Raw genomic sequence first — 22,376 nt, 5'->3', positions numbered from 1 at the left:
TCAGCCCGACGAGAGGCGAATCACAACCCTTCCAGTTCAGCCATCAGGTCCGCAAGCCGGTCGAATTTCTGTTCATCGACCTTCTGCCCGCCAAGACCTTCCAGATGCCCGGCCAACCCTTGAATGGTGTTGAACTCGAACATGGCACGCAGCGGTACATTGCGTTGCAATAGCTTCTGCGCACGGGTCACCACCTGAGTTGCCAGCAGCGAATGCCCACCCAGCTCGAAGAAGTTGTCGGTGATCCCGACACGCTCGACTTTCAACACATCGGCCCAGATCGTCGCCAGTTGCTGCTCCATTTCGCTCTGCGGTGCCACGTAGTCGTTCTGCACCTGGCTGACATCCGGCTTGGGCAGAGCCTTGCGGTCCAGCTTGCCGTTCGGGGTCAGTGGCATGGCCTCCAGCATCACCAGATGGCTTGGCACCATGTAGTCCGGCAGGCTGGTCTTGAGATGGCTTTTCAGTTCGTCACGCAGCAAGTCCGGGTCCTGAGCATTGCCACGCGGCACCAGATACGCCGCCAGCACCTTGCCCAACGGTCCGTCGATATCCAGCACTACAGATTCACGAATCGCTTCGTGCTCCTGCAGGCGGGTTTCGATCTCGCCCAGTTCGATGCGGTAGCCGCGGATCTTCACCTGATGGTCGACCCGGCCCACGTATTCGAGCACGCCGTCAGCCCTTCTGCGCGCAAGGTCGCCGGTGCGATACAAGCGCTCGCCGGTTGCACCGAACGGGTTGGGCACAAACACCGGCACGGTGCGCAACGGGTCGCTGACATAACCACGACCGACACCAGTCCCGGCCACACACAGTTCGCCGACAGCGCCCAGCGGCACCAGCTCCAGCGCCTCGTCGAGCAGGTACAGACGGTTGTTGTCCGTTGGCGTGCCGATGGGCAGGTAGGTGCTGCGAGTCGACTCCGGATCGACGCGGAAGAACGCCACGTCGTCTGAACATTCGGCAGGACCATAAGCGTTGACCAGCCCGATATCCGGGTAGCGTTGCAACCATTGATTAGCCAGTTCCGGCGGCATTGCCTCACCGGTCGGCAGCATCCAGCGCAGGCCATCGAGGCTTGCGCGCTCCTCGGCCAGCAGCCCTTGAATCAGGGACGGCACGCTTTCCAGCACGCTGATGCTCTGGGCCTGAACGTGACTCAGCAAGGCCTGCGGATCACGGGCGATATCGTTTGGCACGATGTCCACCCGCGCACCGAACAATGGCGCTGCCAGGAACTGCCAGACCGAGATATCGAAGCTCTGCGAAGCAGTCTGGGCGATCACGTCTGCATCGCTCAGGTTCAGATAAGGCACCTTGCTCAACTGGTTATTGAGCATGCCGCGTTGCTCGACCATCACGCCTTTGGGCAATCCGGTGGAACCCGAGGTGAAGATCACGTAGGCCAGATTGTCCGGCGCGCTGTATCGACCGGGATTGTCCTGCGACAGCTCACTCTGCTGCACCGCTTCCCAGACCAGCAAACGTGGACGACCCGCTTCAGCGATATCGGCCAGCAAGGCCTGAGCCTGGTCACGACATTCGGCACTGCACACCAGTACCGGCGTGCGGCTTTGCTGAATGATGCCGCTCAGACGCTGGTTCGGCAGCGCCGGGTCCAGCGGCAGGTAACCGGCTCCGGCCTTGAAGCTGCCGATAATCATGCCCAGCAGTTCGGGACCACGCTCGGCCAGCAAGGCTATCGGCTGATCGAAACCGGCTCCGGCCTCGATCAAGGCATGGCCAAGACGGTTGCTGAGTGCGTTCAACTCGGCATAGCTGTATTGGCGATCCAGGCAACTGACGACGGTACGCTGTGGATGGGCCGCGACCTGCACCTCGAACAGCTCGGCATAGCTGCGCTCCAGCGGATAGTCATGGTCGCTCCTGTTGCAGCCATCGAGCAGGAATTCGCGCTCCGTTTCACTGAGCAGCGCCAGCTCGGACATATCGCCATGGAAGCCTTCGATCAAGGCCAGCAGCAGGCGCTTGAACTCGCCCAGCATGCTCTGGACCGTGGTTTCGTCGAAGTAGCGCTGGTCATAGGACAGATGCAGGCCCAGGTCATCGCCGGGGTAACACACTGCCGTGAGCGGATAGTTGGTGTGGGTACGGCCTGAATCCGAAGTGGCGTTGAGGCTTTGCGCACGGTCCAGCACCGAGACTTCAACCGGCGCGTTCTCGAACACGAACAGGCTGTCGAACAACGGCTGGCCCTTGGGCAGCTCGCTGTTTTCCTGGATGGTCACCAGCGGCAGGTACTCGTACTCGCGCAGCTCCATGTTGCTTTCCAGCAAACGGTTCAGCCACTGGCGAACACTGCAACGCTGGTCATCCTGCGGCAAGCCCACGCGCAGGGCGATGGTGTTGATGAACAGGCCCACCGTGCGCTGCATCTGTGGCATGTCGACCGGACGCCCGGCCACGGTCACACCGAACACCACGTCCCGGTCACCGCTCATGCGCCGCAGGGTCAAGGCCCAGGCCGCCTGGGCAAAGGTGTTGATGGTCAGTTGATGCTGCTGAGCCAGTTCGCGCAGTCGCACGCCATCGGCCACATCCAGACGGGTGTAGCAGTCCCCTACCACCATGCCGCCACTGTCACCGGCATGTTCGCGCAGGAACGGACGGTCGCTCGGGATCGGCGTCGGACGCTCGAAGCCCTTGAGGTTCTGCCGCCACCAGTCACGGGCCTGTACCAGACCACGACGCTGCAACCAGCCGATGTAATCGCGATAGCGCGGCGGCGCGGCCAGTTGTGCATCGCGGCCTTCGCCCAGCGCGGTGTAGATGTCGAAGAAGTCGTTCATCAGCAACGAGCGGCACCAGGCATCGATCAGGATGTGGTGGTTGCTCATCATGAACCAGTAGCGGGCCTCGTCGACACGGATCAGGCGCAGGTGGAACGGCGGCTGGTTGAGCAGATCGAAACCGGCCTCGCGCTCGGACTTGAGCAAGGCTTGCAGACGCGGCTCCTGCTGGTCCTGGGCAACATCACGCCAGTCCAGATAGTCGATGGGCGTGTTGCCGGGTTTGTGAATGACTTGCAGCATGGTTTCGCCGATATCCCAGCAGAACGAGGCACGCAGGGCTTCGTGACGGGCAATTACTGCCTGCCAGGCCTGGGCAAAACGTTGCGGGTCCAGCTCGCTGTTGATGCGATAGCGATCCTGCATGTAATACAGACCGGTGCCCGGTTCCAGCAGGGTATGCAGCAGCATGCCTTCCTGCATCGGGGTCAGCGGATAGACATCTTCGATATGGCTCGCCGGAACCGGCAGCGCATCCAGATGCGCCTGATCCAGAGCAGCCAGCGGGAAGTCCGAAGGTGTCAGGCCGCCGCTGCCATCTGCCAGACAATGGGCAATCAGCGCCTGCAACTGCGCCAGATAAGCCTGCGCCAGTTCAGTAATGGCCTGGGTCTGGTAACGCTCGCCACTGAAGGTCCAGCGCAGCACCAGTTCGCCGCCGTACACCTGACTGTCGATGCTCAACTCGTTAGGCAGTGGCGCATGAACGTCATGGGCTGCACCCGCCGACTCTTCCAGCGGACGGAACAAGGCATCGCTGCCAAAGCTCTGGTCGAATTGCCCCAGGTAGTTGAAGGTGATCGGCGCGACCGGCAAGGCTTGCATTGCAGCGCGGCTGTTGCCATCAGCCAGATAACGCAGCACGCCATAACCCAGGCCCTTGTGAGGAACCTGACGCAATTGCTCCTTGATCGCCTTGATCGATGCGCCCGGCCCAGCCTCTTCGGCCAATCCAGGCGTCAGGCGCAGTGGATAGGCACTGGTGAACCAGCCCACGGTACGGGTCAGGTCGATTTCGTCGAACAGGGTTTCGCGGCCATGGCCTTCGAGCTGAATCAACGCCGACGCCTGCCCGCTCCAGCGGCAGACCACCTGTGCCAGCGCGGTCAGCAGCAGGTCGTTGACCTGAGTCCGATAAGCGCTCGGTGCCTGCTGCAAAAGCTGTCGGGTACTTTGCGCATCCAGACGCACACTGACGGTCTGTGCATGAATATTCTGCTGACCACCCTGCGGATTATTGCAAGGCAATTCAGCACCCGGCCCGCTGAGCTGACGCTGCCACCAGGCCAGCTCCTCGCGCAAGGATTCGCTGCCGGCGTAAGCCTGTAGACGCCCGGCCCAGTCACGGAAGGCGCTGGTCTTGGCTGGCAGTTTGACGGTTGCGGCATCGACAAGCTGGCGATAGGCGACTTGCAGATCGTCCAGCAGCACGCGCCATGAAACGCCATCGACAACCAAGTGGTGAATGACCATCAGCAGGCGCTGCTGGCCCTGCGGCCCATCCACCAGCAAGGCACGCAGCAGCGGGCCGCTTTGCAGATCCAGGCTGCGCTGGGTGTCCGCAAACAGTGCGGCGCATTCGCTCATATCGGAAACACGCGCTTGCAGCAGCAGGCTTTCACCGGTGACAGCACGGTGCTCGGCCTGCCATTTTCCGGCGTTGTCCCGGAAGCTCAGGCGCAAGGCATCATGTTGTTCAAGAATCGCCCGCAGAGCCTGTTCGAGATGACGAGGCTCCAGGGCCGTGGTCGGCTCCAGCACCAGCGCCTGATTCCAGTGCTGGCGCTCAGGGATCGGCGTCTCGAAGAACCAGTGCTGAATCGGCGTCAGGGCCGATTCGCCGGTCAGCAGGCCTTGCTCGGCCACCACCCGCTCGCTGGTAGTGGCCACGGCGGCCAGGGTCTGGACGGTCTGGTGCTGGAACAGGTCGCGAGGGCTGAAATGAATCCCGGCCTGACGCGCACGGCTGACCACCTGGATCGACAGGATCGAATCGCCGCCCAGCTCGAAGAAGTTGTCGTTGAGGCCGACTTTTTCCACATTCAGCACAGCACACCAGATACCCGCCAGGGTCTGCTCCAGTTCACTGGTGGGTGCCACATAACTCTGACGATTGAGTTCCGGGTCCGGTGCTGGCAAGGCACGGCGATCAAGCTTGCCGTTGGCGGTCAGCGGCATGCTGTCCAGCAGGATCAGATGCGCAGGCACCATGTAATCCGGCAGTTGCGCCTTCAGATGCGCCTTGAGCGACTCGCGCAGTTGCGCCTGTTGCTCCTCGCCCTGCCCGGCCACATCAGTGACCAGATAACCGGCCAGTTGCTTGCCCGATGGCGTATCCAGCGCCAGCACCACGGCTTCGCGGATGGCTTCGTGTTCCAGCAGACGGGTTTCGATTTCGCCCAGTTCGATACGGAAACCGCGGATCTTCACCTGATGGTCGATCCGGCCCAGATACTCCACCAGACCATCGGCACGCTGGCGCACCAGATCGCCGGTGCGATACAGACGCCCGCCATTGCCACTGAACGGATCGGCGACAAAGCGCTCGGCGGTCATCGCCGCCCGCTCGTGGTAGCCCTGAGCAAGACCGGCGCCGCCGACATACAGCTCACCGGTCGCACCCTGGGGCACCAGCGCCAGATCGGCATCGAGGATGTAAGCCACCCGAGCGCCCACCACGCTGCCGATCGGCACGCTGGCTTCGCCCTCCTCCAGCCAGGCCGGTGCCAGACTGGCCAGCGGCATGACCACGGTTTCAGTCGGACCATAGGCGTTGAAGAACAGTTCAGGTTTGAACACCGCCCGAATACGCTGCAAATGCTCACCGGTCAGCGCCTCGCCACCGGTGATGCACATGCGCACCGGCAACGTCTGGCCCTGAGTCGAAAGCCATTGCGCCAACTGACTGCCATAGCTTGGGGTGAAACCGAGAATGTTCACGTGCTGACTGCGGATCAGCTCGCAGATTTCTTCGGCGTCCCATTGCCCCTGGGCACGCAATACCACCCGCGCCCCGCTGAGCAGTGGCACCAGCAGACGCTCGGTGGCTGCGTCGAAGTTGATCGAATAGAAATGCAGCTCACAGTCATCGGGACGCATCTCGAAGCGGCGAATCACCGCCTGACAATGCATGGCGATTTCACCGTGTGACACCACCACGCCCTTGGGCTTGCCGGTGGAGCCAGAGGTGTAAATCAAGTACGCCTGATGCTGCGGCAGGCTGATGAACGGCAACTCGCTCGCCGGGTAAGCAGCCAGCGCGGGCAAGTCATCTTCCAGGCACCAGCGACCGACGCCCGCAGGCAGTTCGCCCAAGGCCTCGAACAAGGCGGCATTGCTCAACAGCAGGCCGACGCCGCTGTCTTCGATCATGTATTGCAGGCGCTCCAGCGGGTACTCCGGGTCCAGCGGCACATAGGCGCCACCGGCCTTGAGGATCGCCAGCAGGCCGACCACCATGTCCAGCGAGCGCTCCAGCGCCAGGCCGACACGCACTTGCGGGCCAACACCACGCTCGCGCAGCATCCAGGCCAGACGATTGGCGCGGCCCTCCAGTTCGGCATAGCTCAGGGTTTCACCGGCGAAGGTCAAGGCCGGTGCGCTCGGGCGTGCTTTGGCCTGTTCGGCAAACAGGCTGTGGATGCACTGATCCAGACGCTGCTCACCCGCTTCGACACCCAGGCTGTCGAGCAACTGCTGACGCTCGGCGTCCTGCAACAGCGGCAGTTCGCTCAAGCGCTGCGCCGGATCAGCCAGCAAGGCTTGCAGCAGGTTTAGCAAGTGCCCGGCCATTTGCGCGATGCGCGGCTCGTCGAACAGATCGGTGCTGTAGGTCAGGCAGCAACCCAGACGATGATCCAGCTCAGTGACTTCCAGGTTCAGGTCGAACTTGGTGGCCCGGGCATCGTTGACCAGATATTCGACAGTCATGCCTGCCAGTTCGCGGCTCTGCTGGAATTCCCAGCGCTGCACGTTGCACATCACCTGGAACAGCGGGTTATAAGCCGCGCTGCGCGGTGGTTGCAGGGCTTCCACAAGATGATCGAACGGCAAGTCCTGATGGGACTGACCTTCGATGACCGTGTGACGAACCTGCTCGAACAGTTGCTCGACGCACATCTGCCCGTCGAGCTGGACGCGCAGCACCTGGGTGTTGAGAAATGCACCGATCAGCCCTTCGCTTTCCGGGCGAATCCGGTTGGCAACAGGAGCGCCGATGCGCAGATCGTTCTGGCCGCTGTAACGGTAGAGCAGCACCGCCAGAGTAGCGGTCATGGTCATGAACAGGGTCAGGCCATTATTGGCGTTGAAAGCCCGCACGCGGGCGGCCAGTTCATCGCTCAGATCAAAGCGATACAGCTCGCCCTTGTGGCTCTGCACCGGCGGACGCGGACGGTCGCTCGGCAATTCCAGCAGCGGATGCTCGTTGCCCAGTTGCGTCGTCCAGTAATCCAGTTGGCGCTGACGCTCACCCGCTTCCATCCACTGACGCTGCCAGACGCTGTAATCCAGGTATTGCACCGCCAGAGGCTCCAGCGGCGAAGATCGACCTTCAAGGAAAGCTTCGTACAGCAGGCCCAGCTCACGGGCGAAGATATCCATCGCCCAGCCTTCGGTGACGATGTGGTGCAGAGTCAGGACGAAGTAGTGTTCCAGTTCGCCAGCCCGAACCATGCAGGCGCGCAGCAGCGGGCCGGTTTCCAGATCGAAAGGCTTGTGCGCTTCGCTGTCGGCGAATTCTTGCAAGCGACGCTGACGGGCTTCGCCTTGCAACGCCGAGAAGTCCTGCCATTGCATGCGCAGGCCGGTTTCCTCGGAGACTTTCTGGCACGCCACGCCATTGACGCTCGGGAAGGTGGTGCGCAGGGTTTCGTGGCGCAGGATCAAAGCTTGCAGTGCGGCCTCGAAGCACTCGATATTCAGCACGCCGTTCAGACGCGCCATGCCGCCCACGTTATACGCCGGGCTGTCCGGCTCCATCTGCCACAGGAACCACATGCGCTGCTGGGAATAGGACAGCGGCACTGGCTGGTTGCGGTCGATCCGGGCAATCGGCTGCTGGCTGTTACGGGCACCGGACGCCTGAATGGCCTGGACCTGTTCGACAAACGCCCCCAGCTCACTGGCCTCGAACAGCGCACGAAGCGGCAGCTCGATATCGCAGGCCTGACGCACCCTGGAGATGATCTGAGTGGCCAGCAAGGAGTGGCCGCCCAAGGCAAAGAAGTCGTCACGCAGACCAATGCGCGGCACACCCAGCACTTCGCGCCAGATACTGGCGACCTGTTTCTGCAAGGCCGTTTCGGGCTCGACATGTTCACGGCTCTGCCAGACCGGCTCGGGCAAGGCGCGGCGATCCAGCTTGCCGCTGGGGCTCAGTGGCATGCTGTCCAGACGCACCAGTTGCGCAGGGACCATGTACTCAGGCAGCTCAAGGGCCAGCGAGGACTTGATACGCTCTATCTGCTCGGCCTCGGCTTCCTGTTCCAGCGCTGCCGTGTAGTAACCGATCAATTGCGGGCCGGAGGCGGTTTCCCGCACCAGCACCGCGGCCTGGCCAACACCTTCTTGAGCCAGCAATCGGGCTTCGATCTCCTGAGGCTCGACACGGAAGCCGCGCAGTTTGACCTGCTGGTCCAGACGCCCCAGATACTCCAGCGAGCCGTCCGCCGCCCAGCGCACCAGGTCACCGGTACGGTACAGGCGCGCGCCCTCTTCACTCGCCGGATCGACGATGAAACGTTCGGCCGTCAACCCCGGACGCCCCAGGTAGCCACGGGCCAGACCGATACCACCGATGCACAGTTCGCCTGCAACGCCACGGGGCAGCAGGTTCAGATCGCTGTCCAGAACCCGGCACAGCACGTTGCCCAGCGGTCGGCCAATGGGCGAGCGCTCGCCATCCGCCAACTGACAGTGCCAGTGAGTGACGTTGATCGCGGTTTCAGTCGGGCCATAACGGTTGTGCAGTTGCACATTCGGCAGTTGCTCCAGCACCCGGTTGCGCAGTTCGGCAGGCAGCGCTTCGCCACCGGAGAACAGGCGACGCAGGCTGCTGCACTGTTGTGCCAGTGGCTCATCGATGAACAGTTGCAGCAGCGGCGGCACGAAATGCAGCGTGGTGACGCCGTATTCCTTGATGCGCTGGGCAATGCGATGCGGGTCGCGATGCTCGCCGGGATCGGCCAGCAACAGGCGGCAGCCGGTGATCAGTGGCCAGAAGCATTCCCACACCGAAACGTCGAAACTGATCGGTGCCTTCTGCATCAGCACATCGGTTTCGTCCAGTGCGTAAGTGGCCTGCATCCATTGCAGGCGCTCGGCCAGTGCGGCATGGGTATTGCCCACGCCCTTGGGTTGGCCGGTGGAGCCGGAGGTGTAGATCACGTACGCCAGGTTATCGCCATGCAGGTGCAGGCCCGGCGCGCTGACAGGCCAGTTTTCCAGATGCAGGGTGTCCATGACGATGGTGCTGACGCCTTCGGCGCTCGGCAGATCGCCCAGCAAATGGCTTTGGGTCAGCAGCAGCGCAACGCCGCTGTCGGCGAGCATGTAGGCCAGTCGCTCGGTCGGATAATCCGGGTCCAGCGGCACATAGGCGCCGCCAGCCTTGATGATCGCCAGCAGGCCGATCAGCAGTTGCGGCGAACGCTCGGCTGCAATCGCCACCTTGACGTCCGGGCCGACGCCCTTGTCGCGCAGGTAGTGGGCCAGACGGTTGGCCTGGGCATGCAGGCTGGCAAAGTCGAGGCTGCCGCCGTCCCACATCAGGGCAATGCGCTCCGGGGTCTGGCGGGCCTGAAGGCTCAGAAGCTCCGGCAACCATTGTCCGGCAGGTGCGCAAGGCGCAGCGCCCCAACGGGCCTGCTCGGCCAGATCCTCGGTGCTGAGCAACTGCACATCGCCCAGAACGATATCGGTCTGCTCGCAGACTTGAGTCAAAAGACGCACGAACTGTGCGGCCAAGCGCACGATGGTTTCGCGCTCGAACAGCTCGTCGGCATAGTCGAAGGACAGGTTCAGCCGACCGTTGCGGTCCTCTTCACTGTGCAGTTGCAGGTCGAACTTGGCTTCACGGCTGTGCCACGACAGCTCTTCGGCCAGCAGACCCGGCAGACGACGCAAGGCGCTCAGGTCCCGCTGCTGATGGTTGAACAGAACCTGGAACAGACCGTGCTCTCGGGCCTGAGGGAACGCTTCCACCAGTTGATCGAACGGCAGGTCCTGATTGGCCTGGGCTTCCAGCGCCGCCTGACGGGTTTGCGCCAGCAGCGAGGAAAATGGCAGGCGCGAATCCAGTTGCGCACGCAGCACCAGGGTATTGATGAAGAAACCGATCAGGCCTTGGGTCTCATGACGCGGCCGGTTGGCACCGGGCACACCGATACGAATATCGTTCTGCCCGCTGTAGCGATGCAGCAGGCTCTGGAAACCGGAGAGCAGCAGCATGAACGGGGTCGACTGATAAGCCTGAGCGGCCTGTTTGACTGCGGCGCTCAACTCGTTGCTCAGGCGCAGGCTGTAACGCGAAGCGCTGTGTTGCTTGCGGGCCGAACGCGGATGATCGGTGGCCAGAGCCAGGGTCGGTTGCTCGTCACCCAGTTGCGCCTTCCAGTAATCGAGCTGGCGCTGAGCCTCGCCACGGGCCAGCCATTCACGCTGCCAGTGGCCGTAATCGGCATAACGCAACGACAGCGGCGCCAACTCCAGCGGCTGCCCCTGAATGGCAGCGGCGTACAGGCGCGAGAATTCGTCGATCAGCACATTCAGCGACCAGCCGTCGGCCACGATATGGTGCAGCGTGACCAGTAACTGATGCTCCTCATCGTCCAGCTTCACCAGCGTGACGCGCAGCAACGGGCCAGTTTGCAGATCGAAAGGCAGGCGTGCCTGTTCTTCGCGGATAGCCAGGGCACGGGCCTGACGCTCTTCGCCGGACAGGTCGCTGATATCGATCACCTGCAACGAAAACTCGCTGACCGGATCGATACGCTGCAAGGCCACGCCGTCCTGCTCGTAAAAACGGGTGCGCAGGGATTCATGACGCTCGATCAGGCGCCGGAAGCTGCTACGCAGCGCCGTGGTGTCCAGTTCGCCACGCAGGTGCAGGCCACCGGGAATGTTGTAGGCACTGCCTTGCGGGTCCATTTGCCATAGGAACCACAAGCGGTTCTGGGCCAGGGATTGCGGCAGCGCCTCGTTACCCGGCAAGCAGGCAATGCTGTCTTGTGTCTGGCCATCGCGTTGCAGCACTTCGATCTGTGCAACCAGCGCCGCCAGGGTCGGAGCTTCAAACAACAGGCGCAGGTTCAGTTCGATACCCAGCGCTTCACGCAGACTGGCGACCACCTGGGTCGCGACAATCGAGTTACCGCCCAGCAGGAAGAAGTGATCATCGGCGGCCACCTCTTCCAGTTGCAGGTGTTCACACCAGATTTTCGCAACCTGCGCCTGCAGATTGGAGCTGGAAGCCGAAGCCGCTTCCCTGGCAGCCGCGATGCTTTCAGGGAAGACCGCATAACTGTCCAGGCTGCCGTCGGCCAGTCGGGTGCGGCAGGCGGAACGTTGCAGTTTGCCGCTGGAGGTCTTGGGCAAGGCACCCGGATTGAGCAGCACCACCACGCTCGGTGCTTCCTGGAAGGCCTCGGCAACAGCCTGACGAATCATCTTGATCAGCGTCTCGGGAGCCAGGGTTTTCTGCACGCTGCGACCGACTTCCGCCGCGATGCCGATACCTTCACTGCCTTGCTGGGTCACGGCGAACGCGGCAATCCGGCCTTTGCGCACCACATCGACGTCACGCTCGACAGCCTTTTCGATGTCCTGGGGATACAGGTTGTGGCCGCGCACGATCAGCATGTCTTTCAAGCGACCGGTGATATACAGCTCGCCATGGCGCAGGAAACCCAGGTCGCCAGTACGCAGCCAGGTAAGGCCTTCATGCTCGACAAAGGTCTTGGCAGTGGCTTCGGGGTTGCGCCAATAGCCATGGGCGATGCTCGGACCACAGGCCCAGATTTCACCGACACTGTTTTCACCCAGCACGGCAAGGGTCTGCGGGTCGGCAATCAGCACGCCGTGTTCAGGCTGGCTGGTCCCGCAACTCATGACCGGGTTGCCATCCCCCGGCTCGGCAATATTGCGCGCCAGTGCTCGCTCATCAAGACGCAGCGATGGAATGCCCTTGCCGCGCTGACCACCAGCCACGAACAACGTGGCTTCGGCCAGGCCATAGGAGGCGAAGAAGCTGTCTGGCGTAAAACCGCAGACGGCAAACTTTTCAGCGAAACTGTCCAGGCTGTCCTGGCGAATCGGCTCCGAGCCCGAATAGGCCACACGCCAGCGGCTGAGATCCAGGCGCGCCAGCGCCGAATCACTGACCCGCGAACTGCACAACTGATAGGCGAAATCCGGGCCGCCGCTGATGGTGCCTCCGTATTCGCTGATCGCTTCCAGCCAGCGCAATGGCCGGGTCAGGAAATAGGCAGGCGCCATCAACACGCAAGGCACGCCACTGAAGATCGGTTGTAGCAAGCCGCCGATCAGCCCCATGTCGTGGTACAGCGGCAGCCAGCTGACGATCACGTCATCGGGATTGAGATCGATACCGAAGCCGTGACGGATCAGCAGTTCGTTGGCGACCAGATTGCCATGGCTGACCTGAACGCCTTTGGGCAAGGCCGTGGAACCGGAGGTGTATTGCAGGAAAGCGATATCGTCGCTGTTCAGGGCCGGGCCTTGCCAGCCTTCGGCGATGGCGCTGTCGAGGGTGTCGACACACAGCAGTTGCGGGGCATTGGCAGCCGCCAGCTCATCCATCTGCAACAAGGCCGGGCGCAAGTCAGAGCCAGTCAACAGCAGGCGCGGCTCGGCATCGGCGATGATCGACAGCAGACGCTCCTGGTGATGACGACGATTGGATTCCGGCGGGTAAGCCGGCACCGCAATCACACCGGCATACAGGCAGCCAAAGAATGCCGCCACGTAATCCGGCCCGCTGTGGAACAACAGAATCGCACGATCCCCCGGCTCGGCCTGGGCTTTCAGCGCAGCGGCGATGGTCCGCGCACGCAGGTCAAGATCATGGTAGGTCAGCACGATGCCCTGGTCTTTTTCGTCAGTGAGAAAACGCAGGGCCAGGCGGTCCGGCGTCTGCTCGGCGCGACGCTGAAGGGCTTGTGCCAGGGTATCGGGGAGTTCAAACGCATCCATGATGAGGTTCCTGCTGTATTCGGCTTGCCAAATGAGGTCTGGATTTCAAGAAAAAACGCGCGTTCTCAGGCACAGACGCGCGTGAGGCAATGGGGGATCAACCGGCCGCCCGGGCCAGATGCCGCGCTGTGCTGTTGCGCCAGCGGGTCAGGTGTTGCTCGGCGTAACGCCGCAGGTGACGAAACAATTGCGCCTGCTCGTCGACCAGATAGAAGTGATGGCCCTCGAACATGTCCAGGGAAAAGCCGGTACAGGTTTCTTCCTGCCAGTCGAGCAGTTCCTCGACCGTGACGCTGTCCTGCTTGCCGCCAAAGACATGGATCGGCACGCTCAACGGCTCGCGCTCGCCATATTTGAAACTGCCGCAGGCCAGGAAGTCGGCGCGCAGAATGGGCAGCATCAGTTGCATCAGCTCATCGTTGGCAATGATGTTTTCGCTGGTGCCCTTGAGCTTGCGCAGCCGGGCAATCAGTTGCTCATCGGTCTTGGCGATGGCGTATTCGCTCACATCGCGGCGCACCGGCCCCGCCGACGCCGAGACGAACATGGCGATTGGCGCAGGCAGACCACGCGCCCGCAGAACATGGGCCAACTCGAAGGAGAGCAAGGCTCCGAGGCTATGTCCGAAAATCGCGTAGGGCTTATCCAGTTCGACACTGATCTCATCGGCCAGACGATTGGCCAGCTGTACGATATCGGTCTGCAGGGGTTCGTTCATGCGCATGCCACGACCCGGCAGTTCAAGAGGACGAACGTTCAGCCACTCCGGCAACTTGCGCCGCCACGGGCTGTAGAACATCGCACTGGCCCCGGAAAAAGGCAGACAGAACAGCGTCAGGCTCGCAGGAGTGCTCATATCAGGCCCTGCCATCCGGTAACGCCGATGAAAAAGCTGCGATGCGCGCGCTCGAAACCCATTGTGTCCTCCTGATTTGGTCCATGGCCGCTGTCGTGGACGGGCCTGTCATCAATGAGAACGGATGGCATCTGGAAATAATTAGTCGCATCTGAGCGATGCGCTTCAAAAGTGCGCAGGGGGACGAATTGCTCTCTATAGGTGCACTGATTCAATTTCGCATTTGACAATTATTATCATTAAGCCTAGTTTACCCGCCGATAAGTTGGTGCCACCCAATACCGGGACGCTCCTTCCCCAAAGATTCGCAGCAAGGTGAATTCCATGACGGAACAAGTGCTCACAAGTAAGTGTGACTCACCCTTACTCCAGGTTTTTATCGACAACTATTTGCTGTTGGTCAAAATCGCCGCCCGCATCGTTGGCTGCCGCTCCCGCGCCGAAGATGTGGTGCAGGACGCATTTTTCAGGCTGCGTTCCGCTCCCCAGATCACCCTTTCATTCAAGGCCCAGCTCAGCTATCTGTTCCAGATCGTGCGTAACCTGGCCATCGATCACTATCGCAAGCAAGCCCTGGAACTCAAGTACACAGGCCCCGAGGATGAAGGCTTGAACGTTGTGGTCCAGGGTGCTTCACCGGAAACCTCACATATCAATTTCTCCAGCCTGGAGAAAATCGCCGACGCCCTGTCGGAACTGCCGGATCGCACTCGATACGCCTTCGAGATGTATCGCCTGCACGGCGTCCCGCAAAAAGACATCGCCAAGGAACTGGGCGTCTCCCCTACCCTGGTGAACTTCATGATCCGCGATGCGCTGATTCACTGCCGCAAGGTCAGCGGCGTCAGAAACTGAATCCGGTTTCGAGAACGCAAAAAAGCGCATCCGGAGCCAGGGCCCCGGATGCGCTTCAAATGCCAGACTTATTGAATCAGCGGCTGACCTGATACTCAGGCTGCACTTCCGGCATGGCCGAGGAGTGGTGGTTGAGAATCTTCCACTGACCGCCTACACGCTCGTACAGGAAGGTGTAACGCGCCTGCACTTTGCTCTTCTTGCCATCGGCAGCGGTCAGGGTGAAGGTGTAGACACCGCTGTCCAGTGCCGCATCCGGGCCAAGGCGACGGATTTCGCGGTAGTTGATCTCACCTACCGGCTTGAGTGCCAGGAAGTGATCGAAGTAGTCCTTGATCTCTGCCGGAGTGGCTCGCACCTTGTTGGAAACCGTTGGCTGCAATACGGCATTTGGCGCATACAGGCTGACAACAGTTTGCGGGTTGCCGGTTTTCAGTGCGTTGTTCCAGCGATCAAACAAACCTGAAATTTCCTGGTCTTTCACATTGGATGGCTGCTCAGCCACCATGCGATAGGTATAAGGTGCTGTATCTGCTGCGTGGACCAGTGGAGCACTCAGAGCAAAAAGCATGACCAGGGCAGTTTTTTTCAGTTTCATCGCAACACTCCTACAAGGATCTGTTCAGGGATTCAGTGAGTGCTACTTTGCCGTTTCGGGTAATGTCCTCCATCGGCCAAACGGGGTTATTTATCTATGCCATTCGGCAGATAGGCACCCCGAGCCATGACAGGTTTTAATGACATCATGTTGTGCCCGCGCGGGCATGAACCCACGCAGGAGCACGCCGCAGATGCAAAGCCCTCCCCATGACCCGGCAAGTGCCCTGGCCATCCGCACGCAGTATCGACAGTCACAAAGCCGTGCCGCACGCCTTCGTCTGCTGGTGGATACCGGACAGGAACTGACTCAACTGCCTCCCGAGGCCATGCGCCAGCGTGTACTGCAGAGAGCCTGCGCTTTCGTCGCCATGGATCATGGCCTGCTGCTGGAGTGGGACAACGATAATGTCGTGCGCACCACCGCCCTGCATGGCAGTGAAGAGCGTCTGCGCAGCCTGGAAATCGTGGCCGACGCCCTGGCCATCGGGCCGCAATGGCTGGAGCGTGAAAACGCCACTCTGCCCAACGTCCTGATGCTGCCGCTACGCGGGGCCGATGACGGTTCCTTTGGCACGCTGGTGCTGGCCAACAGCGTGAATATCAGCGCCCCCGACAGCGAAGACATCGAATCTCTGCAACTGCTCGCCACCCTGCTGGCTGCACATCTGGAGAACAACCGCCTGCTCGAAGCACTGGTTGCACGGGAGCGCACCATGTCCGAACTGGTCAATCAGTTGTTCACTGCACAGGAGGATGAACGCAAGCGCATGGCCTACGACCTGCATGACGGACTGGCGCAAACCCTTGCCGGCCTGCATCAGCGCCTGCAAGGCTTTGCCGGTCGCTGCCCGGAGCTGCCTGAACCGCTGGATAACGACCTGCGGGCGATCCTGACCCTTGCCCAGCACTGCGTCGGCGAAGGTCGGCAATTGATCAGTGGCCTGCGTCCCAGCGTACTTGACGATTTCGGTCTGCTTCAGGCCGTCGACAAGGACGCCGACCGTCTACGCGAAGCCGGTATTAACGTACACTGGCGCTCACGCTCCATGACCCGCCTGCCCAGCCACCTGGAAATCGCCCTGTTTCGCATTGCCCAGGAAGGCATCAACAATATTCTCAAGCACGCCAATGCCGCCAACGTGCAGCTGGCGCTCGAGCTGCATGAAACCAATGCCTCGTTAATGATCGAGGACAACGGTTGTGGTTTCATCATTGACCAGCAATCCAGGAGCAACGGCGTTCAGAAGCTGGGACTGGTGGCGATGCAGGAACGAGCCAGCCTCCTGGGCGGCCGACTGACTTGCGTCAGCAGCCCGGAATGCGGCACTCGAATACGCGCTACCGTACCCTTCAACATAGATAAGGCAGCACCATGACGAACACCTTGCGACTGGTCCTGGCAGACGATCATGAAGTGACCCGGACCGGATTCGTCTCGCTTCTGGCCGGACATCCGGAATTCGAGGTGGTCGGCCAGGCCGCCGATGGTCAGCAGGCCATCGAACTGTGCGAGCAGATGCAGCCGGATATCGCGATCCTGGATATCCGCATGCCGGTGCTCAACGGCCTGGGGGCCGCACGAATCCTCCAGCAACGCATGCCGAAACTCAAAGTCGTGATGTTTACCATGGATGACAGCACCGACCATCTGGAGGCCGCCATCAGTGCCGGTGCGGTCGGTTATCTGCTCAAGGACGCCAGCCGCGATGAAGTGATCGCTGCCCTGCAACAGGTGGCGCGTGGCGAAGAAGCCCTCAACAGTGCCGTCAGCGCACGCCTGCTGCGGCGCATGACAGAACGCAACAACAGTCGCACCATCGCGACCGAAGCCCTGACGCCCCGTGAACGTCAGGTACTCGGGCTGGTGGCCAGCGGCTTCAGCAACCGGGAAATCGGCGAAAAGCTCGGTATCACCACCGGCACCGCCAAGGCTCACGTAGAGAAAGTCATCGCCAAGCTCGGTGCGGCTGACCGAACCCAGGCTGCCGTTCGCGGCCTGGCACTGGGCCTGGTAAGTCAGGCATCCGGCGACTGGAGGTGACCTTGCTCAACGTCATGCGCTGGGAAGACCTCCCGCTACGCGGCAAGGCATTGGTGGCTATTTCACTGCCGCTGGTGATTCTGATGCTGTCTCTGATGCTCATCTACATTGCCGAGCGCCAGACTACGCAAGCCGAAGAAGATGTGCGCAGAGTACTGCTGGTTCGCGGCGATATACAGAACGTTCACACCCAGCTCGTCGAAGCGGCAGCCAGCGTACGCGGCTACCTGCAGACCCGGCATGAGGACTTTCTGCCGGCGTATCTGAACGAACAGGCGCAGATCGGAGCGGCACTGGATCGCCTCAACACCAATGTGCGTGACGAAAAGATGCGCGAACACCTCAAGGCCATTACGCTGCAGATCGAAAACAAGATCGATGGTCTGGAAACACTGCACAGCCTGAACAAGGAAGGAAAAGACACGATTGCGACCATCCTGATCGAGAACAAATACATTCTCGACGAGCTGCGTGATCAGATCCGCACCATGCGCGAACGCGAAGACATCCTGCTGGCGGAACGCACGGCTGCCGCCGCCGACAGTCGCGAACGCCTGTTCTGGGCAACACTGCTGGCCGCCGGCTCAGGCCTGATTGGCGCCATCCTTGCGGTATGGGTACTGTCCACAAGCATCGTGAGCAGAGTGCAACGGGTACAAGGCAATGCACAGCGTCTGGTGCTGGGCCATCCGCTGCTACCACAACCCTCGGAAAACGATGAAGTCGGCCAGTTGGGCACTCGTCTGGTGGAAGCCAGTCAACTGCTCGCCGAACGCGAGCGGGCCTTGCGCGAAAACGAGGAACGTCTGCGACTGCTCATCGAGGGCGCCAGGGACTATGGCATCTTTGCTCTCGATACCAAGGGCCATGTCATCACCTGGAACGCCGGTGCCGAGCGCATCAAAGGCTATACCGAGCAGGAAGTTCTCGGGCAGCATTTCTCTTTGTTCTACCCTCCTGAAGAATGCCCGCAACCCCCTGAGATGGCCTTGCAAGAGGCCTCACGCACCGGGCGCTACATGGAAGAAGGCTGGCGCTGCCGCAGGGATGGCAGCCGTTTCTGGGCCAGCGTGGTCATCACTGCGCAGTACGACAGCAACAATGCCTTGCGAGGCTTTTCCAAGATCACCCGTGACCTCACCGACCGCCGTACTGCCGAGATCGCCCTTGGCACCGCCCGCGAAGAAGTAGAACGCGCCAGCCTTGCCAGGAACGGGTTTCTTTCACGCATGAAAGTGATGGTCTTCACCATGGACGACAGTGCCGAGCAGATCAGTGCCGGCGCAGTCGGTCATCTGCTCAAGGACGCTAGCCGCGACGAAGCGATCGCGGGGCTGCAACATGTGGCCCATGACGAAAAAGTCCTCAACAACGCCCCGCAACGGCGTGTGACCGAACACAACAACAGCCGCACAATCCTGACCGAAACCCTGACGCCTCGTGAGTGCCAGGTGCTCGGGCTGGTGGCCAGCGGTTGTAGCAACCGGGAAATCGGCGAAAAACTCGGCATCACCACTGGCACCGCCAAGTCTCATGTCGAGAAAGTCATCGCCAAGCTCGGTGCCGCCGACCGGACCCAGGCTGCCGTTCGTGGCCTGGCGCTGGGCCTGGTCAATCAGACATCCGGCGACTGGAGGTGACCTTGTTCAACGTCATGCGCTGGGAAGACCTCCCGTTACGCGGCAAGGCGCTGGTCGCCATTTCCTTGCCAATGGTCATTCTGATGCTCTCCCTGACGCTCATCTACATTGCCGAGCGCCAGACCACCCAAGCCGAAGAAGATGTGCGCAGAGTGCTGCTGGTTCAGGGCGATATACAGAGCGTTCACACTCAACTCGCCGAAGCGGCAGCCAGCGTACGCGGTTACCTGCTGACCCGGCGAGAGGACTTTCTGCCGGGGTATCTGAACGCCCATGCGCAGATCGACGCCGCACTGGATCGACTCAACACCAATGTGCGCGACCAGCAGATGCGCGAACACCTCAAGGCCATTGCACCGCTGATCGAAGACAAGGTCGATGGCCTGGAAACCCTGCGCAGCATGAGCCTGGAAAGCAGAGAGTCGATTGCGACCATCCTGATCGAGAACAAGTACATTCTCGATGAGCTGCGTGATCGCATCCGCACCATGCGCGAACGTGAAGACACCTTGCTGGCGGAACGCACGGCTGCCGCCTCCGAGACTCGTGCCCGTCTATTGTGGGCAACGCTGCTGGCTGCGGGCTCAGGCCTGTTTGGTGCCATTCTTGCGGTCTTGATGCTGTCCAGAGGCATCGTGACCAGAGTTCAGCAAGTGCAAGGCAATGCACAGCGCCTGGCGCTGGGCCATCCGCTGCTACCGCAGCCGCCGGAAAACGATGAGGTCGGCCAACTGGGCACTCGTCTGGTGGAAGCCGGCCAGTTGCTGGCCGAACGCGAGCGGGCCTTGCGCGAAAACGAGGAGCGCCTGCGGCTGATCATCGAAGGCGTGAAGGACTACGGTATCTTCGCTCTCGACGCCCAGGGTTATGTCACTACCTGGAACGCCGGTGCCGAACGTATCAAAGGCTATACCGAGCAGGAAATACTCGGGCAGCATTTCTCTTTGTTCTATCTGCCGGAAGAATGCCCGCAACACCCGGACATGGCTCTGCGCGAGGCCACTCTTCACGGGCGCTATATGGAAGAAGGCTGGCGCTGCCGCAAGGACGGCAGCCGCTTCTGGGCCAGCGTGGTCATCACCGCGCAGTACGACAGCAACAATGCCCTGCGGGGTTTTTCCAAGATCACCCGCGACATCACCGACCGCCGCGCTGCCGAAATCGCCCTTGGTAATGCGCGGGAAGAAGCAGAACGCGCCAGCCGTGCCAAGAGCGAGTTTCTGTCACGCATGAGCCACGAACTGCGCACGCCCCTGAACTCCATTCTGGGTTTCGCCCAGTTGCTGGACATGGACTCCACCAATCACCAGAAACCCCAAGTGGGTCATATCCTGCGGGCCGGACAGCACCTGCTGACCCTGATCAACGAGGTTCTGGATATTGCCCGTATCGAGGCAGGCCATCTGTCGATCAATCTGGAGCCCGTTCTCTTGCCCGAGGTCCTGCAAGAAGCGTTGAGCCTTGTGTGGCCCATGGCGGCGGATGGCGATATCCAGTTGGCAGAACTGCCAGCGCTGGCAAACGACAGCGGTGTCATTGCCGACCGCCAGCGCTTGATTCAGGTGCTGCTGAATCTGCTGTCCAACGCCATCAAGTACAACCGCCCGAAAGGGCTGGTGAAGATAGAGGTCCAGCAGCAGGACGATCGGGTCGCCATAAGCGTCATCGACACAGGCAAAGGGATTGCGCTGGATCGACTCGATCAATTGTTCAAGCCTTTTGAACGTCTCGAAGCCGACGCCAGTGTAGAAGGCACAGGCTTGGGTCTGGCATTGAGCAAAAGCCTGCTGGAAACCATGCATGGCAGCATGACCGTACACAGCACGCCAGGACAGGGCTGCCGGTTTACCTTGGAACTGCCTTATATTCAGGTGCAGAAAGCAGAAGAGGCACCGCTTCGCCGGATCAGTGCGATACCTGCCGAACCGCACCCTGCCCGTGCCGAGCACTACGGCAAAGTGCTGTGTATTGAAGACAACCTGTCGAGCATGGCCCTGATCGAAACCCTGCTGCAACGCAGGCCCGGCATTCAACTGCTGTCCAGCATGCAGGGGCAACTGGGGCTGGACCTGGCCCGTCAGCATGCGCCGCAATTGATTCTGCTGGATGTAAACCTGCCGGACATTACAGGTCGCGATGTATTACAGCGCCTGCGACAATCGCCCAGCACTGCAAACACCCCTGTACTGATGATAACTGCCGACGCCAGTGACGGAACCCACCGCGAGCTGCGGCAAGCCGGGGCTACGGCAATCCTGACCAAACCTATCCAGGTCCCGGCGTTTCTCGCCCATCTGGACCAATATCTACCGGAGCCTGAATGAGCGGCGACTTCCGCATCCTGATTATTGATGACCAGCGGCCCAACCTTGAGCTGATGGAGCAATTGCTCGCCCGGGAAGGCCTGACCAATGTGTTGAGCAGCACCGAGCCGCTGCGAACACTGGACCTGTTCAACAGCTTTGAGCCGGACCTGGTAATTCTCGACCTGCACATGCCGGAATTCGATGGTTTTGCAGTGCTGGAGCAACTGAACCGACGCATCCCGAGCAATGATTATTTGCCCATCATGGTGCTGACCGCCGATGCCACTCGCGACACCCGCCTGCGAGCTCTGGCGCTAGGCGCAAGGGACTTCATCAGCAAGCCGCTGGATGCTCTGGAAACCATGTTGCGGATCTGGAACCTGCTGGAAACCCGCGCGCTGTACAAGACCTTGCGCCAGCTGCTGCCACCGGAAAACATTGAACTGCTGCGCCAGTATCGGGCACCGGCGCAGCCTTGAGCTCAACAGGTGTCGGGCATTACTTGATGAGAATGACCGGCACCGACACTTCATGAATCACGCGATTGGCGACCGAACCCAGCAGAAAGCCACCGAAGCTGCTCAATCCGCGAGTGCCCATCACTACGGTGTCGCAGCCCAGTTGCTTGACAGCAGAACCGACCTGCTCGGCCACATTGCCCAGATCCACATGAGTCTGATGGGCAACATCCGCCGCTTTCAGCAACACCACGGCCTCTGCAAGGACTCGGTTGGCTTCGTTATACAGCCCTGCCTTGACGCCTTCGATCATGTCCGGCGCCAGATAGTCGCTATAAACGACCGGGCTGGCCTGCACGTTGAGCAAATGCACTTGCAGTGGTCGTGCAAGGCTGCCTGACAAGCCAATGACGTACTCCAGAGCATGTTTTGAAGGAACCGATCCGTCGTAAGGAATCAGAACTTTATGCATGACATCTCTCCTTGAATGGGTATGTATTCAACATAGTCCCCTCCAAGGCCAGCAACCACCGCAAAGGCAGCTTTGATTGATCCAGAGCAAATCAGGCGCGATTATTTTTGGCAGCCCTTCGCG

General features: G+C 60.9%; 8 protein-coding genes and 4 pseudogenes. 8 read left to right on the top strand and 4 right to left on the bottom strand.

Going from position 1 to position 22,376, the window contains the following annotated elements; all coding sequences use genetic code 11:
- Positions 1–20: 20 nt before the first annotated feature.
- The gene (locus ACODS3_RS17250; RefSeq protein ID WP_489035453.1) at positions 21–13,028 is read right to left on the bottom strand and encodes a non-ribosomal peptide synthetase; all 13,008 of its coding nucleotides are present in this window, start codon (positions 13,026–13,028) and stop codon (positions 21–23) included.
- 94 nt (positions 13,029–13,122) lie between these two features.
- The gene (locus ACODS3_RS17245) at positions 13,123–13,881 is read right to left on the bottom strand and encodes a thioesterase II family protein (protein ID WP_489035416.1); all 759 of its coding nucleotides are present in this window, start codon (positions 13,879–13,881) and stop codon (positions 13,123–13,125) included.
- 324 nt (positions 13,882–14,205) lie between these two features.
- Here ACODS3_RS17245 and ACODS3_RS17240 point away from each other — a divergent pair, with 324 nt between their 5' ends.
- The gene (locus ACODS3_RS17240; RefSeq protein ID WP_201002659.1) at positions 14,206–14,736 is read left to right on the top strand and encodes an RNA polymerase factor sigma-70; all 531 of its coding nucleotides are present in this window, start codon (positions 14,206–14,208) and stop codon (positions 14,734–14,736) included.
- Positions 14,737–14,812: 76 nt separating this feature from the next.
- Here ACODS3_RS17240 and ACODS3_RS17235 read toward each other — a convergent pair whose 3' ends face one another.
- Positions 14,813–15,334 carry an SgcJ/EcaC family oxidoreductase gene (locus ACODS3_RS17235; protein ID WP_201002661.1) on the bottom strand — a complete coding sequence of 174 codons (522 nt, stop codon included), beginning with the start codon at positions 15,332–15,334 and terminating at the stop codon, positions 14,813–14,815.
- A 193-nt stretch (positions 15,335–15,527) separates the two neighbouring features.
- Here ACODS3_RS17235 and ACODS3_RS17230 point away from each other — a divergent pair, with 193 nt between their 5' ends.
- The 7 genes and pseudogenes from ACODS3_RS17230 (at position 15,528) to ACODS3_RS17200 (ending at position 21,802) form a co-directional block, all read left to right on the top strand.
- On the top strand, positions 15,528–16,712 hold the full coding sequence (locus ACODS3_RS17230; protein WP_201018582.1) for a sensor histidine kinase: 1,185 nt from the start codon (positions 15,528–15,530) through the stop codon (positions 16,710–16,712).
- Entirely contained in the window at positions 16,709–17,377 is a 669-nt protein-coding gene (locus tag ACODS3_RS17225) for a response regulator (protein ID WP_201002665.1), read from the top strand. The genes ACODS3_RS17230 and ACODS3_RS17225 overlap by 4 nt, the downstream gene beginning before the upstream one ends.
- A 14-nt stretch (positions 17,378–17,391) precedes the next feature.
- Positions 17,392–18,609: pseudogene (locus ACODS3_RS17220) on the top strand (PAS domain S-box protein); the annotation flags it as partial.
- Positions 18,607–19,017, top strand: a pseudogene (locus ACODS3_RS17215) (LuxR C-terminal-related transcriptional regulator); the annotation flags it as partial. The pseudogenes ACODS3_RS17220 and ACODS3_RS17215, both read left to right, overlap by 3 nt.
- A 14-nt stretch (positions 19,018–19,031) precedes the next feature.
- A pseudogene (locus ACODS3_RS17210) lies at positions 19,032–20,886 on the top strand (sensor histidine kinase); the annotation flags it as partial.
- An 83-nt stretch (positions 20,887–20,969) separates the two neighbouring features.
- A pseudogene (locus tag ACODS3_RS17205) lies at positions 20,970–21,341 on the top strand (response regulator); the annotation flags it as partial.
- Positions 21,338–21,802, top strand: a complete 465-nt coding sequence (locus ACODS3_RS17200; protein WP_201002667.1) for a response regulator — start codon at positions 21,338–21,340, stop codon at positions 21,800–21,802. The pseudogene ACODS3_RS17205 and the gene ACODS3_RS17200, both read left to right, overlap by 4 nt.
- A gap of 19 nt (positions 21,803–21,821) precedes the next feature.
- Here the strand turns inward: ACODS3_RS17200 and ACODS3_RS17195 are convergent, their stop codons facing one another.
- Positions 21,822–22,253, bottom strand: a complete 432-nt coding sequence (locus ACODS3_RS17195; RefSeq protein WP_201018581.1) for a universal stress protein — start codon at positions 22,251–22,253, stop codon at positions 21,822–21,824.
- Between the last annotated feature and the right edge of the window lie 123 nt (positions 22,254–22,376).

The sequence above is a fragment of the Pseudomonas sp. FG43 genome, from assembly GCF_057809175.1.
Note: the sequence above shows the minus strand (reverse complement) of the source record. Positions and strands in the feature narration are given on the sequence as shown.